Below are 16,647 nucleotides of genomic sequence, written 5' to 3' on the forward strand. Positions count from 1 at the left end.
TGTCAATCAGCGGATTGGCTTTTTTGCATGCCTTACAATTCCTTCGAGGGCCTGTACCTCGGTAAGGCTGTCCAGTCCGTTCACGTTATCGTTTACCGCGGCTTCAACAAACATCAAATCAACCTTGCCCGAATCAAGCACATCCCGCTGTAAACGGAATGCATGCGGTACACTACCTAACGAGGGTATGCCGGCCTGTATAAGATGAAAACTGGTTGCGGGAAAACGTTCGGTAAGGTAACGGCTTATCTTTTCGCGCCAGCCGGGGTTATAAGTAATTGATCCGCCTAAAAAAGCTACTGTAGCTTTCTTGCCTGCACTGAATACACTAAGACTGTTGGCCAAGCCGTTACGGGTTATAAAGTAATCGGTATATGGCAGCACTTTTTTTACAGGATAGCAGTAGCTTATGATCATATCAGCCCAGTGCCCGGGATTTTCGATAGGGAAGTGGTGCCCGTTCAATTCCTGCGGACCGGCAGTTACCGGATATATCATCATCGGCCCGCCTAATGCGGTATAACGTTGAGCAAGGATGTTGGTGTTTTCGGCATTGGGTACCAGTTTATCATTGATACCTATGATATGCATAACCGGTACCTTAAAAGCAGCAAGGCCGTCAAGGTTATCAATAGGATTGTCTTTGTAATCAAGCGCTTGTTGTTCGGTAAAGTGATACACCTGTTGCAGCTGTTTCCACAGAGCGGCATCGCCCGGGGCACTTAGTTTACCTCCCGGCCAGCTTTCAATATTGCAAACAGGGGCTTCATTATAAATGCAACTAATTTTATCAGGATTGCGTTTGGCCCAGCCATATACATATAAACCGCCACGACTAACGCCTTCAAGGGCAACTTTGGCAGCGAAAGCTTGTTTAGCTGTTAAATACTGATAAAAAGCATCCCAAACCTGCAATGCATAGGGGCTGCCATATTGATCATCAACATTTACGAAAGCTACATGAAAGCCTTTGGCTAACAGGATACTATCAATATCGGTATGCCAATCCGGAAATGAAGCCCGCCAAACCCATGGATTACCTTCGAGCGCCTTTTTAGGTTTTACATAATAAGCTTTGTGGGGGCCTATGGTAATATTAACACGTTCAAATCCCTTCCAGGTATCGTTAGGTGCATTTTGAATAGTATATACGGCGTGGGTATTGCCCGCACTTACATTTTCATGATCTTGTGCTGAGGCAATACCGGCCGTGAACCCAAATAATAGCGTAATTAGTAAAGTTTTAATCATTCAATTTTGGATATAAAAATTCCACTTCAAAAACTTCGTCCTTTTTTTGGATTCTGGTTTTTGATTAAAAAATGTTTTGTAAACTTTTAGTAGCTGGCGTTTATAATCAAGGGTAAAAATATGGAGGGTATTGGCAATAAATTGTACTTAAATTGATTTGTTTCGATACTATTTTGACATCGGTTTTTTGATTTTGAGTAAAAAATGACTTACTGAAACAATTTAGTTGTATTAAGTGTAGTTTTCACAACAAAATAATATTGAAACGCAAAAAGTTGCGCAATATGGTATTGGCTACTTTTAGTTAATGGTTCATTGTTGATGGTTCACGGCAGCATCAGGTGCAGCGAACGCTCAGAAACTTGCGAGGTATTTAAAACTTCGTAAGCTTAATAAGTAGGTTAGTGTCCTATTGCTGTCAACTGTGGTTCTTCGGATTCATTCGAATAAGTTTTGTTTTTTACCATATAGCCTTTAATTCCGTAATATAGTACGTACACATAGCAAACCAGTGGTGCAATGAATGCCATCTTAATGCCTGAATGATCTGATATCAAGCCCATTATTGGCGGAATAATGGCTCCGCCTACAACTCCCATGATGAGCAGTGATGAAGCTACCTTGGTATAGTCCCCTATGCTTTTGATGCTAAGCGTAAAAATGATAGGATACATCACCGAGGTAAACAGTCCTACTATTGACAGTGAAATTATGGATAAGTAACCGCCGGTAAGTACCGATATCAATATCAGCGTAAATGCTCCGATACTGCATAGGGTAAGCACTTTATTGGGTTTAACCTGCTTAAGCAAAAACGCACCCAGCAAGCGCCCGGTTAAAACCAGCGCCATGTAAAGTGTAATAAACAGGGCCGATTTTTGCTCGGTAATACCAGTAATATTCAATGATTTTGTATAGCGAATGATAAAACTCACCACGCCAACTTCGGCACCCAAATAGGCAAAAACTGCTAATACGCCCAGCATAGTATGCCTGAATTTAAATACTCCCGATAGTTTTTGACGGTTGTTACCCTCATGGATAACCGGCAATTTCAAAAAATAAAGTACCACGCAAAGGGCAATAAATAGCGCAGCCAGTGTCAGATAGGGTGGGATAACCAAATGCGCCTCGTTGTTTAAAAACGCCTTTAGTTGTTCGGGGCTAAAGGATTGGATAAGCTTTGCAGGGATATCCTTTTCGTGCAATAAAAATTTAGAACCGATGAATGGCCCTATAGTGGCGCCCATTGAACCAACGGCCGCAGCTAAGCTTAGCCGGCTCGACGCATGATCCGGATCGCCAAGTTTTGAAATATAGGGAGTAGCCGTAACCTCCAGTATGGCAAAACCCGATGCCATGGTAAACAATGCCAGCAGGAACACAGGATAATACCTGGTGGTTGCTGCCGGATAAAATATGGCAGCTCCAATAGCAGCTAATATAAGCCCGGTAAGCATCCCGGCCCTGTAACCCATGTTTTCAATGAAACGCCCTGCAGGCAAGGCCATCAAAAAATAAGCCCCAAAAAATGCCGACTGGATTAGTGACGATTGCAGGTCGGTTAGCTGGCAGGCACGCTTGAGGTGTGGAATAAGCACATCATTGATATTGCGGCTCAGGTTCCAGAAAAACATCAGGCTCATTACTATCAACAGCGGAGCCAGATATTTTGATGCATTACCATTGATTTTGTTCATGGTTAATATCTTGTTTTATCGTCTGTATCCAAGTTCGGCGCCACCGCTTACGGGCATAATGCAGCCGGTTACAAACCGGGCCGCGTCCGAAAGCAGGAAAACTGCGGCATCTGCTACTACATCGCCCTCAGGGCAGTAACCTAATGCATGGATATCGTTTAAGTATTTTTCTATCGATCCTGGATCGGGTTGTTCGGCAGCCCATTGTTTAAGCAATGGTGTCCATACGCCGGCAGGCGAAACAGCATTTACCCTGATACCATATTGTGCATAATCAAGCGCCATTGATTTGGTTAGGGCATTGATGCCGCCTTTAGCTGCTGTATAAGCAGCATGCAGGCTTTGACCTATATCCCCGGCCATACTGCTGGTGTTTAAAATGCAGCCTTTTGAAACTTTGAGCAGATCAATACCATATTTGGTTGTCCAGAACAGGCTTTTGAGGTTAATGCTCATAAGTGCGTCCCATTCGTCTTCTTCGGTTTCATCAACCGGTTTTGAGGGATGGGCTATAGCGGCATTGTTATGAATAGCATCAAGCCTGCCGTAGTGTTTCCGTATGGCATCGAAAGCAGCCTTTACATCAGCCGCCTTTGATACATCACCAGGAATACCTTCATGGTTGCCACCAAAACGGTCGAGGGTTTTATACAGGGCGCGCTCATTTACATCCATTATAAAAACGGTTGCTCCCTCACGGATATAAGCTTCGGCACAGGCCAAACCAATGCCCGATGCCCCTCCGGTAATAAATATTACTTTGTTTAATAATTGGTTCATCTTTGGTTTTTAGCTGGTTACAAGGTCGCTGCTGTTGCCTGCTTCGGCAGGTACGGCGTAATAGCCCCCGCTAATATTGGCCGGATTTTTAAAATACTTGGCCAAATGCGGTATATGTTCCAAAAATAAGTTTTCGTGTCCAATAGCCACATGGTTGAACAGCACTAAGTGTTGATGGATCTGCCCCATGTCGCCAACGTGCGGAACTACCGGTATGTTGAATTTTTTGCCAGCAGGCTTATCGTCAAAAACTCGGATACACCGCCAACACGCACGCAATCAACCTGGCAAAAATCTATGGCGCCGGCCTGAAAAAAGTTTTTAAATATGATTTTATTAGGGATATGCTCGCCCGCAGCGATTTTAAGGGGCGCAATATCTTTAGCTAATGTTTGATGCGCCAAAACATCATCAGGGTGCGTGGGTTCCTCTATCCAGTAAGGGTTTATGCTGCTCAATTCTTTACAAATAGAAATAGCCTGAGGCAGGTTCCATTTTTGGTTGGCATCAAGCATAATGGTTGTTTTGTTGCCGGCTTCGGCCCTAACCAGCTTTGCCCTGCGGATATCACGTTGCGGATCATCTGAGCCAACTTTTAACTTCATGGCGGTAAATCCCCGGTCAATGGCGCGTGCTACGTTCTCTTTGATCTTCTCATCCGAATAATTAAACCAGCCCACTGATGTATCATACGCCTTATAACCTGTTTGCAAAACGCCGTTGCGTAATGTGCGGCCTGTAAAATTGCCCTTTAAAATATTTTCTGCTTCTTCAACAGTCAATACATCTTCAAGGTAGTTGAGGTCGAGCGTTGCCACCAGTTCTTTCGGGCTTAAATCAAGCAAAAGTTTCCAGAGCGGTACCTGGCGACTCTTGGCCCAAAGATCGAAGCATGCATTTACTATAGCTGCAAGGGCTAATTGCATAACGCCTTTGTGCGGACCCAGCCAGCGGTAGGTGGGCGAATCCAGTATCGAACGGTAAACCGAACCAAAATCGGCCATAAGTTCCTCAATTTCTCGCCCCTGTAATGTTTCGGAAAGGTATTGGATGGCTTTGCATACCAGGTCATTACCGGCACCAAGGGTAAAGGCCAGGCCAATGCCTTTTACGCTACTATCGGTATGCAGTTCGCAAATGGCATAAGCATACTGGGTTGAATCGTTTACTGCATCAGAGCCGGCGCCATTGCCTAAATTAAAACGCTTGTCGGTAACTTCAATTTTATTGATATACATGTAGGTAAATATATTTTGCAAATAGTTTCAGGCCGTTCTATGTCGAAAAGCCCTAATGAAATTTTGTTCCTTGTGTTTATAAATCGGTTTATTATACCTTTCCGGATAAGGTATGGTGCTGTAAAATTAGTGCCGTTTGATTTTTTACTTTCACTTTAATTGGCAACTTTCGATAGTATTTTTGCTTATATTTAGCTTTTCTCTTCATGTTTTGTTAAAATGAAACCAATTTTAGCCGTATTGTCTGACGGGGTACAGTCGGATGACCTATTTGTTGCACGGGAGGTGAAACTTCCTTTTTTCTCAAGTGAGTTCCATTTTCATGAAGAATGCCAGTTGGTGCACATTGTAAAAGGCTCGGGTAAGCGCATCATCGGCGATCTGGTTGATTATTTTGAAAGCGGCGAGCTTATTTTTCTTGGTTCAAATATTCCGCATGTTTGGCATAATACCCAGGAACAACCCAATGAGGATGACCCTGAACATTATGCGCATTCACTATCTATTCACTTCAATCCGTCAAAATTGCTCATGAATCTTTCGGCATTTGGTAACATACGCAAAGTGGAGTTGTTTTTAAGTAAGGCGCAAAGAGGGATGGAGCTAAAGGGTAAAAGCCGTGATATGGTAATAAAACTGATGTACCAGATAGTACAGCAGGAAGGGTTGCAAAGGATCATCACCCTGCTCGAGATCCTCAATATCATGAGTGCAGACCCGGAGCATAACCTGCTGGCCAGTATCAACTATATCAACTATTATCAATATCATGATAGTAAGCGCATGGACCAGGTATTTAAGTATATCTTTGATAATTTCAGAGAGGATATTTCACTAAATACCATTGCCGATGTGGCTAACATGAACACTTTTGCCTTTTGCCGGTTTTTTAAGGCGCGTACCCAAAAGTCGTTTACTCAGTTTGTAAATGAAACAAGAATTGGTTATGCCTGCAAACTGCTAAGTAATAAAGATTACAGTATTACAGATATAGCCTATGAATGCGGCTTTAATAATGTATCAAACTTTAACCGCTTTTTTAAAGTGATTAAAAAGGTAAGCCCGCGCCAGTACCGGAACCAGATTTTGTCTTAGTATATGATAGTTACTTACCGGCGAAGTGAGCTTTCGCTGCAAGGTGACTTACTTCCTTAAAAATGTCCCTCACCTTACCTTCAGAATGAAGCCGGCGGAGGCTCGGTTATGCACTTCTGCATCCGGCAGATCTCATCTTGTATTGATGGTAGTAACAATTCAATTACAAATCCATTCCTGCTAAAAATAAAAGTGTAATTAATACACAGTGAGTTTTTTAAATAGTAATATTGTGTTAGCCAATTGTTGAACAGCCTTTTTAGCGATACTGCATTTCATATTTTTTGCCTTGTTTATAAATCCTTTTAGCAAGGCGATGGGATTAATGCTGCTTTTATGGCTATTCATTAAAAATGTAAACCAATAATAACCTCAAACATGTCATTAAAAACAAAACTCACCTTCGTTTTTTTGACAGGATTAACTTTCCTGCTCTATTCCTTTAAAAAACCATCTGATAAGCCGCGGGTGCTGGTGTTTTCAAAAACTTTAGGCTGGCACCATTCATGTATCCCGTTTGGGATAGCGGCCATTCAAAAATTAGGTAACGAGAATGGCTTTGATGTGGATACCACCACCAACTCTGCTAATTTTAACGACGATAATCTGAAGAAATACCGGGCAGTAATATTTAACTGCACTACAGGCAATGTGCTTAATGCGGTTGAGCAGGCAGCTTTTGAACGTTATATACAGGCAGGCGGTGGTTTTATGGGTGTACACTCTGCGGCTGATACCGAGTACGACTGGCCATGGTACGGCAAGCTGGTTGGGGCTTATTTTTCAAGCCATCCTAACAACTCTAATATCCGGAAGGCTACTATTGATGTAACCGATAAAAGCCAGCCGGCCACCGCCAACTTGCCCACAAGGTGGGAGCGTACTGACGAGATGGTACAATTACAAATCTATATATAGTGGCATCCATGTGCTGGCAAGCCTCGATGAAAATACTTACGACGGTGGCACCAACGGCGCTAATCATCCCATAACCTGGTATCATGAGTTTGATGGCGGCCGGGCATTTTATACAGGCTGCGGCCATACCGACGAAAGCTACAGCGATCCCCTGTTTTTGGGGCAAATGCTCGGCGGGATCAAATACGCTATGGGCAGTGGCAAACCGCTTGATTATGGTAAATCATATTCTAAAGTAGCGCCCGATCAAACCAGGTTTATTAAAACGGTGCTGGTAAGTAACATTGCTTCGCCTATGGAACTGTCGGCAGCAAAGGATGGTCGTGTGTTTTTCACCCAGTTATTGGGCAATTTTTCCGTTTATAATACAAAAACCAATAAGTTTAAATTAATCCATAAATTCCCGATCACCTATGAAGGCGGCACGGGTGTTATCGGCCTCACGCTCGACCCTGATTTTGACAGGAACCAATTTGTTTATATCTACTATATGCCCGCCGGGCAAACCATTGAACCGCTTAACTTCCAGCTTTCGCGCTTCAAGTTAAGTCCGGCGGATGTGCTCGACCTTAAATCGGAGAAAATCCTGCTTAAAGTACCGGTACAAAAGGTGAGCGGTGCTCACCATGGTGGTTCGCTGGCCTGGGATAAGAATAAAAACCTGTACTTGTCAACGGGTGATAGCTCAAGCCCCTTTCCTTCTGATGGTTATGCACCGCTGGATGAGCGCCCCGGAACGGAACATTACAGCCTTGACGCGCAGCGGAGCGCCGGCAATACCAACGATTTTAAAGGCAAGATCCTGCGGATCCACCCCGAGGCTGATGGAACTTACACCATCCCCGAAGGAAACCTTTTCCCGAAAGGGATGGCTAAAACCAAGCCCGAAATTTATGTTATGGGCTGCCGTAATCCATACCGGATTGCGGTAAATCCTAAAACATCGGTTTTATACTGGGGCGAGATTGGGCCGGATGCAGGTAAAGATTCACCGCGCGGGCCACGCGGGTACGATGAGTTTAACCAGGCGCGCAAAGCAGGAAACTTTGGCTGGCCATATTTTGTGGGCAACAACTTTGCTTACTCGCACTGGGATTTTGTGAATGCCAGGCCAGGGCCAAATTTTGATCCTAAAGCACCGGTAAATAATTCGCCGAATAACACCGGCTTAAATATACTACCTCCTGCTACCCCGGCCATGATCTGGTATCCTTACGCCGCTTCCGACGAGTTTCCGGAGTTGGGTATGGGAGGCCGTTGCGCCATCGGCGGCGATTTTTATGAGTTCGATAAGCATATTAAAAACCCGAACAAATTCCCTGAATATTATGACGGCGCCTTGTTTGTGGCCGACTGGATGCGCAACTGGGTGATAGACCTGAGGTTTGATAAAGATGAGAACTATTTACGCAACGAAGCCTTTATGCCTGCCAACGGCGATTTCCGCCGACCAATTGATATGGAGTTTGGCCCGGATGGCGCCCTGTATATGCTGGAGTATGGCTCGGTTTATGGTGCCCAAAATGAAGACGCCCGTTTGGTTAAAATTGAATACAATACCGGTAACCGTGCGCCGATTGCTAAAGCAAGTATTTCGGATACAGCGGCATTTAATAAATTCGCCAAAACCAGGTTTTTAACCGCGGAGTTAAAAGAGTTTCCTGCTAAAAAGGAAATAGCCGGCCAGGCCCCGCTTAAAGTAACTTTCAGCAGCCAGAACAGTAAAGATTTAGATGACGACGATAAGATCACTTATCAGTGGTTGTTTGATGGTAAAACTGTTGGGGCTGCCACTCCATCGGCAAGTTATACTTTTACTAAGCCGGGTGTTTATAAAACCATATTGAAAGTAACGGATAAGGGCGGCTTGTCCGGTCGGGATACGGTAATTGTAAGGGTTGGCAATACCAAACCCGAAGTGACCATAGCCAGTGCTGATAATAAATCATTCATCTGGAAAGGCAAGCCTTTCCGCTACCATGTAGTGGTTAGTGATAAGGAGGACGGTAAAATAGATCCCAAAAGGGTAAAATTATTTTATATCTACAACCCGCAGCCCTCGGCCAATAGTACCACACAAAACTTAACGGCTTTGTCAACTACCGAGGTAAGCTATCCGGGTAAGGGGCTGATGGCTAATAGTGATTGCAAATCGTGCCATACTGTTAATAAAACTGCCGTTGGGCCAAGCTTTTTAGCTATTGCAAAACGGTACAAAACACAAAAGGGAGCTATTGATCAGCTCTCCAAAAAGATAATTGCGGGCGGCGCGGGTAGCTGGGGTACCGAGCATGTAATGAGCGCGCATCCGCAACTATCAAATGCCGATACGCGAGAAATAGTGAAATACATTTTTTCGCTTACGGATAAAAAGAGCCCGGTATTGCCTTTGCTCTTAACCGGAACACTCAATCTGAAATTTAATGATGCCGAACCGCGCGGAGAATACACACTGCTGGCATCTTATACCGATAAGGGCGGTAAAGTTGTTGGTCCGCTGAAAGCTACGGATATGGTGGTGTTGCGGAATGCTGCAGAGAAGGCTGTTTATGCCGATGAGTTGAAAGGCTTTAATAGATTTAAAGATGACCTGTCGGCGGGTAACCATAAATCATATGTACTGTTTAGGAATATTGACCTGACCAACATTAGCAAGTTTGCTTATAAATATGCTTCGAAGGATTATGACGGGGAGATAGAGGTGAGGCTCGATTCGCAGGCCGGGCCGGTGATCAGCTCTGTGGCTTATTCAACCACGGGTTCCTGGGATAAAACCGGTGAAGTAACCGGGGTGTTGGGTAAGCCAGTAAGGGGAAAACATGATGTATATTTCTTCGCCATAAAACATTCTAAACCGAGTGATGGTATTTTAAATTTAAAGGATATTCAGTTTGTTGAGTAACGATTTCGAAGCGCAAAAACATGCAACCTCTGAAAGTGAAATGACAAAGCAGCTAAAGACTTACGAAGTTTTTAAAACTTCGTAAGTCTTTAGCTGCAATTATTAATCGTTAACCAATTTTAACCATGAAAAAATCAACCATTTTTATAGCCCTCGTAGCCGTCATGGCTTGGGGACAAAACAAAGCTTCAGCACAAGGCAAACCATTATTTACCGGCCCGATAGGGGTGCAGGCTTACACATTTCGCAGTAGTATGCCAAAAGCTACCGCTGCCGTGCTGGATACTATAAAATCATTGGGCATCACTGAAATTGAAGGCGAAGGGCCGAAAGGGATGCCACCCGAAGAGTTCAGGAAAATGTGCGATGACCGCGGTATCAGCATCCCATCAACCGGGGCAGGGTATGACGCAATTGTTAATGATCCGGGTAGTGTGATCAAGCTGGCTAAAATACTGGGCGCCAAATATGTGATGGTTGCCTGGATCCCACATGGTAAAGAGTTTACTTTGGATGATGCCAAGAAAGCCGCTGCCGATTTTAATCGGGTGGGTAAGATCCTGAGTGAAGCGGGTTTAACCTTCTGTTACCATAATCACGGTTACGAGTTTGGAACTTATAACGATGGTACATTGTTTGATTATATCGCCCAAAATACCGATCCGAAATATGTCTCGTTCGAGATAGATATCCTGTGGTCGTTCCATGGTGGGCAGGACCCGGCTGCATTGATCAATAAGTATCCGTCGAGGATGAAACTGATGCATCTGAAAGATATCCGCAAAGGCGTAGCTAACGACCTTACAGGTGGCACCGATACCAAAAATGATGTTGCCTTAGGCACCGGGCAAATTGATATCCCCGGAGTGTTGAAAGCTGCAAAAAAGGCAGGGATCAAACATTATTTCATCGAGGATGAAAGTCCCTCATACAGCCAGCAGCTACCCATTACCATTGCTTATATAAAAGGTTTAAAAGATTAATATATGAGTAATTTAAACCGCCGACAAGTGTTAAAGGCTATAGGTTTAACAGCGGGGGCTGCCGTATTGAGCGAAACTGGAGCGGTAGCAGCGCCCATAGCTCCAAAAGCTGGCAGCGGCTTTGTTTACTCATTAAATATGAGCACCATCCGCGGGCATAATCTTGGTTTTGTTAAAGAGCTTGAAGTAGCTGCCAAAGCCGGTTTTACCTCAGTAGAGATCTGGATAGATACCCTGCAAACTTATCTGCAAAGCGGCGGGTCATTAACCGAAGCCAAAAAGATCATCAAGGGATTAGGCCTTAAAGTTGAAGATGCTATCGGTTTTGCCCCATGGCTGGCTGATGATGAAACTATCCGTAAAAAAGCGCTGGAGCAGCTTCAACGGGAAATGGAAATGCTGGCACAGATAGGCTGTTATCGTATTGCAGCCCCTCCGGCGGGCGTGACCAAAGGCCCTGTACTTGATCTGGATGTGGTAACCGAACGATATCTTACCATCCTGAAAATGGGTGAACAAACCGGTGTTATGCCTCAACTGGAAATGTGGGGCGGCTCACAAAATCTGAAACACATAAGCCAGGTACTTTATGTAGCTACGCAATGCGGTAAAGCGAATGCCCGCATTTTGCTCGATGTGTTCCACATTTTTAAGGGTCAATCGGCTGTAGAGAGCCTGAATTATGTTGGTCATCGCGCACTGGATATTTTTCATGTAAATGACTATCCGGCAGGTATCAGTCCTGAGCTGATCTCCGAACCCGACAGGATCTATTGCGGAGATGGTATCGCCCCGATTAAACAGATCCTGCAAATAGTTAAAAACCCCGAACGGCCGCTGGTGATCTCGTTCGAGGTTTTTAATAAAAGTTATTATGCACAGGATGCTTTAACGGTGGCTAAAACAGCATTGAAGAAAATGAAGGAGGTAGCCTCTTGATTTTCGGAGGGATTAAGCACCGTATAGACTTACCCCGACATCGCTGCGCTCGTCACCCCTCTCTACGCGAGCGTAAAGAGGTGGGCATTTTTATTTTCGTTTCCCTCTTTGCGGCGAAGCCGGAGAGAGGGTGGTCCAGCGAAGCGCAGACCGGGTGAGTTGACTGTGCGCGAAGATGGGGGTTTACTTCCCTTCATAAACAAAAGCTACACTGTCTTTCACGGTAAGCCCGCTCATATTTTGCCCTACGTAAATAACAGTATATTTTGATGGTTTACTGATATCATAAGCCTTTAGCAGGTCAATAGTAGCCATTAAGCTATCCTTTGGATTAACTTTAATATAGCTGCTGGGCGGGGGCGGCATGATTCTTTTGGCCATAGCGCCTTTGTATAGTATTTCCTGACCACTTGCATCTTTTACGTCGAGGTATTTGCTCATCAACGGCTCAAATGGGGTATGCCATTTGCAAAATTGACGGGCAGTGTCGGCATCGTTGTAAACGGTGAATTTTAGCTCAACGGCGGCTCCAATTTTAATTGTTGGCTTTATTTGCATTTTGGCAAACAGGCTGGCGCTTATAGCAGGGGCAGAACTTTGATTTTTAGCAGAATCAGAACCGGCAGATGTGTTTTTAACATGATTAACACTACATGCCGATAAAGTAAGCAGGGTTGCAGATAAGATTGTTTTGTAGTTTTTCATGCCGCAAAGGTAAGCACTTCAATTACCATTGGCCTGATAGAATTTTGAACCCGTGATCTCAGGCTGGCCCTGTTAAACCCTAAACCCCAATTTAACCCTGCCTTAATATTAGGTTGCGTAATTTTGTTGACATCATGGAGCAGATGGCTTTAATTTCCTCGTTAAAACACACAGGCCCGGTCATCAAAAAAGATCAGCCGGATGACAGCTATAAATTTCAGCCCCTGCCCGAACCCTCCGGCAATTATCCCTATCATCTATCCATACATGATGTAGTGCCCGGCATTGCTGATGACAAAATGGTTTTTCATATGGTAGGGGATACCGGCAGCATCCGTAATCCGGGTTCGCAAAGGCGCATAGCAGCTTTAATGGCTGCACAGTATAAAGTGCTTTCCGGCGCCGGTAAACCAAAGTTTTTGTACCATTTAGGTGATGTTGTTTACAACTACGGAGAGGCTCAAAACTATTATGAACAGTTTTTTGAACCCTATAGCCTTTATCCGGGGCCGATATTCGCGATAGCCGGTAACCATGATAGTGATGTAAATCCTTCCGCTGCGATGCCGTATCAAAGCCTTGATGCTTTTACAACTGTGTTTTGTGATACTGTTTCGCGCCAGGTAATGCTGAGCCGAAGGATAGACCGCAAAAGCATGCCGCAGCCCAATATTTACTGGACAATGGACACCCCGCTGGCAACCATCATCGGTTTACATACCAATGTACCTAAGTACGGCGTTGTTACCCGCGAGCAGCGTGAATGGTTTATGGAGGAACTGCGATCTGCCGATATGCAGCGGCCAGATAAGGCAATTATCCTTTGTATGCACCATGCCCCTTATTCGGCAGATATTAATCATGGAGCCAGTTTGCCGATGATTGATTTCCTGGAAGGTGTTTTTGAAGAAACCGGCGTCAGGCCTGATATAGTTTTTAGCGGGCACGTACACAATTATCAGCGTTTCAGTAAGCAATATGATGACTTAACCATGATGCCTTATATTGTAGCCGGTACCGGTGGTTTTGATGAGTTGCATCCAATTGCTTTGACCGACAATACGGGTTTTACTGCCGAAGATTCCAGGTTTGATGGGGTTAGCCTTGAATACAGTTGCGATACCCGTCATGGTTTTTTAAAGATCGCTGTTGAAAAGATTAACAATGGGCTCACCTTAACCGGTGAATATTACACCGTAGCTGATGAGGACGAAAATACAGCTGTTTTAACGGATAGCTTTGTTATTAAAATTTAAAACAAAAACACCCGAAGAAAGCAACTACTTCCTCCGGATGTTTTAATATTAAAGCTCAATTGCCTGTATCGCTTTATCTAAAGCAATTTCCTGCATGCCCGGTACCTTTACGCCTTCAACTCTAAATGCTTTAATATCCGTCATCCCCATAAAGCCCAGTACAGCCCTTAAATAGGACTCGGTGAAATCATAAGCTTTCATGAATCCTTCAGAATATACTCCGCCAGATGAAATGGCAAGGTATACTTTTTTATTTTTAACTAATCCCTCAGGTGTTTTTCCATCGTATTTGAAAGTTTTGCCCGCACGGGCAATATGGTCTATCCATGTTTTTAAGGTTGACGGAATGCCGAAGTTGTACATTGGTGCATCAATAACTACAGCATCGGCATTCATTAGTTCGGCAATTGCCTCGTCCGAATGTTTAACGGCTTCAACAAGCGCTGGTGTCCTTTTTTCTTCAGGAGTGAAAAAAGATGTTATGTGTGCTTCTTCCAGGTGCGGGAATGGAGTAGTGGTTAAATCATGAGTAGTTAATGTATGATCGGGATGGGCCGATTGTAATTCACTTACGATGGCCCTGCCTAATTTTACGCTGAATGATGCTTCGCCCCTCGGGCTGCTGATTAGATGTAATATTTTCATTGCTGTATGTTTTGTAGCAGCAAAATTACCTCTCATAACTATCAAAAAGATACTACTATCCTAAAGGATACCGGTATCCTTTAGGATAGTAGTATCCTGATTTTGAGATATTTGTTTGAACATCAATTAGATACGAGGTTCTCCGGTTTTGTCGATGTTACGCCGCGCTTAAATTATGGAATTTGAAGAAGAGTGCGCCGTGACAACTGGTTATCCATTTTAAAAAGTTCGTTTTTGATGAAATTTTCAGGTTTTGTGTTGTTTTAACCTGTTCATTACCACGTATTTATACGTGCCTTAATTGCGTATAAATACGTGGTAATTAGCGTGCATACACTTGCAGGTTACTAAAGCCTGATGCCCAATTTTGGATTAACATCAGCAGCTAACCTGCAAACACCTATAAACATCTAATTATCATGATTTACCAAACCGTAAGTTTTTTAGCCGAGCAGTTGAATAACTATCTCAAAACAACCGACGGGAACAGCGGGCTCAGCTCAAGCTTCACCCAGCTTAAAAACGTAGCCCACCTGAGCGATGATGAGATCAAAGGGCTTGAGAATATCCTGGTAACGCTGGTAAATATATCCGAGGAGTTTACCATGAAAAATATACCCAATTACGTACGCAACGGCGATGATATTAACTATCGTAACGCGCCGATGTACCTTAACCTGTATGTTTTGTTTTCGGCCTGTTTGCATTCTTCTTATGAAAAATCACTGATCTTCCTGTCGCATATCGTCGAATTTTTTCAGGGCAAGAGCACTTTTACCAAACAAAACAGCCCGACCACGAAAGTTGGCCTCGGCGATTTTCGCCTTATACTTGATATCTACTCGCCCACATTTGAGCAGGCCAATTATCTGTGGAGCACGTTGGGTGGTAAACAATTTCCATATGTATTGTACCGCGTCAGGCTGATTGAAATACTGCGCGATAATGTGACCGAAACACGTGGCATCATTAAAAAGATAGAACTGAGCGATAAACTGAGCTAACGATTAGTGCCGGCGATTAACCTGTAAATTATAAACCCGATGGTACTGGACCTGAACTACGAAACGCTTTTTGAGGTTGACATCCGTCATCATTATCACCTGGATGACGGGATCACACTCTTTGACACGCTGAGCGCCGATGCGCGCCTGGCCATGCTGGAGCGTTATGACATAGGCAGTTTCATGAGCGTAACGCCTACTAAAGCTACAAGGGCGAAGTTCGCAGGCTTGCACATGGTTTATAAACAAACCGAAACCGGCATTATTACCGGCATCCCATACACCTTGAACGGGGGCAAGGAGCAGCCGCAGATAGTACCGCCGGATAACACCGTTTTTAGCTTCAGTTTGGCTATTAACGATGGGCTTTTTGCCAACTACAGCTCACTGCCTTTAAAGGCGCCGGATGGTATGGTATACTTTTTTACCAACGATCCTTCGTATTCGCCGCGTGTGGCGCCGTTTTTAACAGCGACACCGAATGTTTACAAGGCTGCTACCGATTATTACCCGGGCGATATGCTGGTAGATAACCAGGCTGCGCCAACTAAATTGTTCATCGCCCAGAAAAAAATAACCTTGATCCGGCAGCGGGCGCTACCCCGGCGGGCAACTGGGTAACCGATCCGCTGGTAGGCGGAAAACCGCTGGCCTACGCAAGTAATAATGATTTGATCCGCCAGTTTGGGCGCATATTTACCTACCAGGTAACGGTGGCAAATAAAACCCCGGCACTCACTATAAAAGATCGCTTTGGCAATGTGGTAAACGTGTCCGGCAGTGTGGAAACCGGGCCTTTGAATATCATCAAAGCTGATATGGGCAATTTGCCTGAAGGCTTATATACTGCCCACCTGGCAACTGCAGGTTATACTGACGACTTTCCGTTTTATTACAGTATGGACTCATCGGCCTGGGCTTTTATTGATATCTGTGTTAAAACAAGCGGTGCAACCTATAACCTGTTACAGACGGATACTACGCTTAAATCGCCGGTGTTTAGCTTACGGTTTAAAAACCGGGCGACCTACTGGCGCTACATAGGTAAAACCTTTGGCGCGGCATCAGTAACTGATAATGCGCTGCCCCTTACCCGGCAGGGTTTTATAGCTGTGAAAGTAAAGGATAAAAATAATCATCCCACCACTATCGACCTGCCCAATGCAACGGCATCCCTTATTAAACCAGAAACCAATCAGATTTTTTCAGACATATTTTTTTAGGAAGTAAA

General features: G+C 44.3%; 16 protein-coding genes. 9 read left to right on the top strand and 7 right to left on the bottom strand.

Translation table 11 applies throughout. From position 1 onward, the window contains the following. Nucleotides 1-6: 6 nt before the first annotated feature. The 5 genes from ACQ86K_RS08595 to ACQ86K_RS08615 form a co-directional block, all read right to left on the bottom strand. Nucleotides 7-1,251, bottom strand: coding sequence for an SGNH/GDSL hydrolase family protein (locus tag ACQ86K_RS08595; protein WP_431200181.1), 1,245 nt, complete (start codon nucleotides 1,249-1,251; stop codon nucleotides 7-9). Between the two features lie 401 nt (nucleotides 1,252-1,652). Next, nucleotides 1,653-2,951 (bottom strand): L-fucose:H+ symporter permease, encoded by a 1,299-nt coding sequence (gene fucP, locus ACQ86K_RS08600; RefSeq protein ID WP_091171138.1) that lies wholly within the window; start codon nucleotides 2,949-2,951, stop codon nucleotides 1,653-1,655. Nucleotides 2,952-2,966: 15 nt separating this feature from the next. Continuing rightward, entirely contained in the window at nucleotides 2,967-3,731 is a 765-nt protein-coding gene (locus ACQ86K_RS08605; RefSeq protein WP_431200182.1) for an SDR family NAD(P)-dependent oxidoreductase, read from the bottom strand. A gap of 9 nt (nucleotides 3,732-3,740) precedes the next feature. Further along, nucleotides 3,741-3,920: a hypothetical protein gene (locus tag ACQ86K_RS08610; protein ID WP_431200183.1), complete on the bottom strand. Its 180-nt coding sequence runs from the start codon at nucleotides 3,918-3,920 to the stop codon at nucleotides 3,741-3,743. 17 nt (nucleotides 3,921-3,937) lie between these two features. Beyond that, nucleotides 3,938-4,969, bottom strand: a complete 1,032-nt coding sequence (locus tag ACQ86K_RS08615; RefSeq protein ID WP_431200184.1) for an enolase C-terminal domain-like protein — start codon at nucleotides 4,967-4,969, stop codon at nucleotides 3,938-3,940. A gap of 219 nt (nucleotides 4,970-5,188) precedes the next feature. Here ACQ86K_RS08615 and ACQ86K_RS08620 point away from each other — a divergent pair, with 219 nt between their 5' ends. From ACQ86K_RS08620 to ACQ86K_RS08640, 5 genes are all read left to right on the top strand, one after another. Continuing rightward, complete coding sequence (locus tag ACQ86K_RS08620) at nucleotides 5,189-6,064, top strand: AraC family transcriptional regulator (protein ID WP_091171146.1); 876 nt, start codon at nucleotides 5,189-5,191, stop codon at nucleotides 6,062-6,064. Between the two features lie 378 nt (nucleotides 6,065-6,442). Beyond that, nucleotides 6,443-6,982 (top strand): ThuA domain-containing protein, encoded by a 540-nt coding sequence (locus tag ACQ86K_RS08625; protein ID WP_431200185.1) that lies wholly within the window; start codon nucleotides 6,443-6,445, stop codon nucleotides 6,980-6,982. Nucleotides 6,983-6,992: 10 nt separating this feature from the next. Beyond that, nucleotides 6,993-9,884: a PQQ-dependent sugar dehydrogenase gene (locus ACQ86K_RS08630; RefSeq protein ID WP_431200186.1), complete on the top strand. Its 2,892-nt coding sequence runs from the start codon at nucleotides 6,993-6,995 to the stop codon at nucleotides 9,882-9,884. A 125-nt stretch (nucleotides 9,885-10,009) separates the two neighbouring features. Next, nucleotides 10,010-10,867 (top strand): sugar phosphate isomerase/epimerase family protein, encoded by an 858-nt coding sequence (locus ACQ86K_RS08635; RefSeq protein WP_091171152.1) that lies wholly within the window; start codon nucleotides 10,010-10,012, stop codon nucleotides 10,865-10,867. 3 nt (nucleotides 10,868-10,870) lie between these two features. Next, nucleotides 10,871-11,806, top strand: coding sequence for a sugar phosphate isomerase/epimerase family protein (locus ACQ86K_RS08640; protein WP_091171155.1), 936 nt, complete (start codon nucleotides 10,871-10,873; stop codon nucleotides 11,804-11,806). 183 nt (nucleotides 11,807-11,989) lie between these two features. Here the strand turns inward: ACQ86K_RS08640 and ACQ86K_RS08645 are convergent, their stop codons facing one another. Continuing rightward, the gene (locus ACQ86K_RS08645; RefSeq protein WP_091171157.1) at nucleotides 11,990-12,511 is read right to left on the bottom strand and encodes a protease; all 522 of its coding nucleotides are present in this window, start codon (nucleotides 12,509-12,511) and stop codon (nucleotides 11,990-11,992) included. A 113-nt stretch (nucleotides 12,512-12,624) separates the two neighbouring features. On the opposite strand from ACQ86K_RS08645, the gene ACQ86K_RS08650 reads away from it, so the two are divergent. Then, on the top strand, nucleotides 12,625-13,767 hold the full coding sequence (locus tag ACQ86K_RS08650) for a metallophosphoesterase family protein (protein ID WP_218134477.1): 1,143 nt from the start codon (nucleotides 12,625-12,627) through the stop codon (nucleotides 13,765-13,767). Nucleotides 13,768-13,815: 48 nt separating this feature from the next. Here ACQ86K_RS08650 and ACQ86K_RS08655 read toward each other — a convergent pair whose 3' ends face one another. Further along, nucleotides 13,816-14,412, bottom strand: a complete 597-nt coding sequence (locus ACQ86K_RS08655) for an FMN-dependent NADH-azoreductase (protein WP_091171585.1) — start codon at nucleotides 14,410-14,412, stop codon at nucleotides 13,816-13,818. Between the two features lie 419 nt (nucleotides 14,413-14,831). On the opposite strand from ACQ86K_RS08655, the gene ACQ86K_RS08660 reads away from it, so the two are divergent. The 3 genes from ACQ86K_RS08660 to ACQ86K_RS08670 all read left to right on the top strand — a co-directional run bounded on the left by ACQ86K_RS08660 (nucleotide 14,832) and on the right by ACQ86K_RS08670 (nucleotide 16,639). Then, on the top strand, nucleotides 14,832-15,416 hold the full coding sequence (locus ACQ86K_RS08660) for a DUF4255 domain-containing protein (RefSeq protein ID WP_090524152.1): 585 nt from the start codon (nucleotides 14,832-14,834) through the stop codon (nucleotides 15,414-15,416). Between the two features lie 39 nt (nucleotides 15,417-15,455). Continuing rightward, a complete protein-coding gene (locus ACQ86K_RS08665; protein ID WP_431200187.1) occupies nucleotides 15,456-16,037 on the top strand; it encodes a hypothetical protein in 582 nt (193 codons plus the stop codon). A gap of 92 nt (nucleotides 16,038-16,129) precedes the next feature. After that, nucleotides 16,130-16,639, top strand: a complete 510-nt coding sequence (locus ACQ86K_RS08670; protein WP_431200188.1) for a hypothetical protein — start codon at nucleotides 16,130-16,132, stop codon at nucleotides 16,637-16,639. Nucleotides 16,640-16,647: the final 8 nt, after the last annotated feature.

Source organism: Mucilaginibacter sp. P19 (assembly GCF_050632265.1).
Classification (GTDB): Bacteria; Bacteroidota; Bacteroidia; order Sphingobacteriales; family Sphingobacteriaceae; genus Mucilaginibacter; species Mucilaginibacter gossypii.

Coding starts and splice junctions, on each gene's coding strand:
- ACQ86K_RS08595 (WP_431200181.1), bottom strand. CDS start 1,251: ATGATTAAAACTTTACTAATTACGCTATTATTTGGGTTCACGGCCGGT.
- fucP (WP_091171138.1), bottom strand. CDS start 2,951: ATGAACAAAATCAATGGTAATGCATCAAAATATCTGGCTCCGCTGTTG.
- ACQ86K_RS08605 (WP_431200182.1), bottom strand. CDS start 3,731: ATGAACCAATTATTAAACAAAGTAATATTTATTACCGGAGGGGCATCG.
- ACQ86K_RS08610 (WP_431200183.1), bottom strand. CDS start 3,920: ATGGGGCAGATCCATCAACACTTAGTGCTGTTCAACCATGTGGCTATT.
- ACQ86K_RS08615 (WP_431200184.1), bottom strand. CDS start 4,969: ATGTATATCAATAAAATTGAAGTTACCGACAAGCGTTTTAATTTAGGC.
- ACQ86K_RS08620 (WP_091171146.1), top strand. CDS start 5,189: ATGAAACCAATTTTAGCCGTATTGTCTGACGGGGTACAGTCGGATGAC.
- ACQ86K_RS08625 (WP_431200185.1), top strand. CDS start 6,443: ATGTCATTAAAAACAAAACTCACCTTCGTTTTTTTGACAGGATTAACT.
- ACQ86K_RS08635 (WP_091171152.1), top strand. CDS start 10,010: ATGAAAAAATCAACCATTTTTATAGCCCTCGTAGCCGTCATGGCTTGG.
- ACQ86K_RS08640 (WP_091171155.1), top strand. CDS start 10,871: ATGAGTAATTTAAACCGCCGACAAGTGTTAAAGGCTATAGGTTTAACA.
- ACQ86K_RS08645 (WP_091171157.1), bottom strand. CDS start 12,511: ATGAAAAACTACAAAACAATCTTATCTGCAACCCTGCTTACTTTATCG.
- ACQ86K_RS08655 (WP_091171585.1), bottom strand. CDS start 14,412: ATGAAAATATTACATCTAATCAGCAGCCCGAGGGGCGAAGCATCATTC.
- ACQ86K_RS08660 (WP_090524152.1), top strand. CDS start 14,832: ATGATTTACCAAACCGTAAGTTTTTTAGCCGAGCAGTTGAATAACTAT.
- ACQ86K_RS08665 (WP_431200187.1), top strand. CDS start 15,456: ATGGTACTGGACCTGAACTACGAAACGCTTTTTGAGGTTGACATCCGT.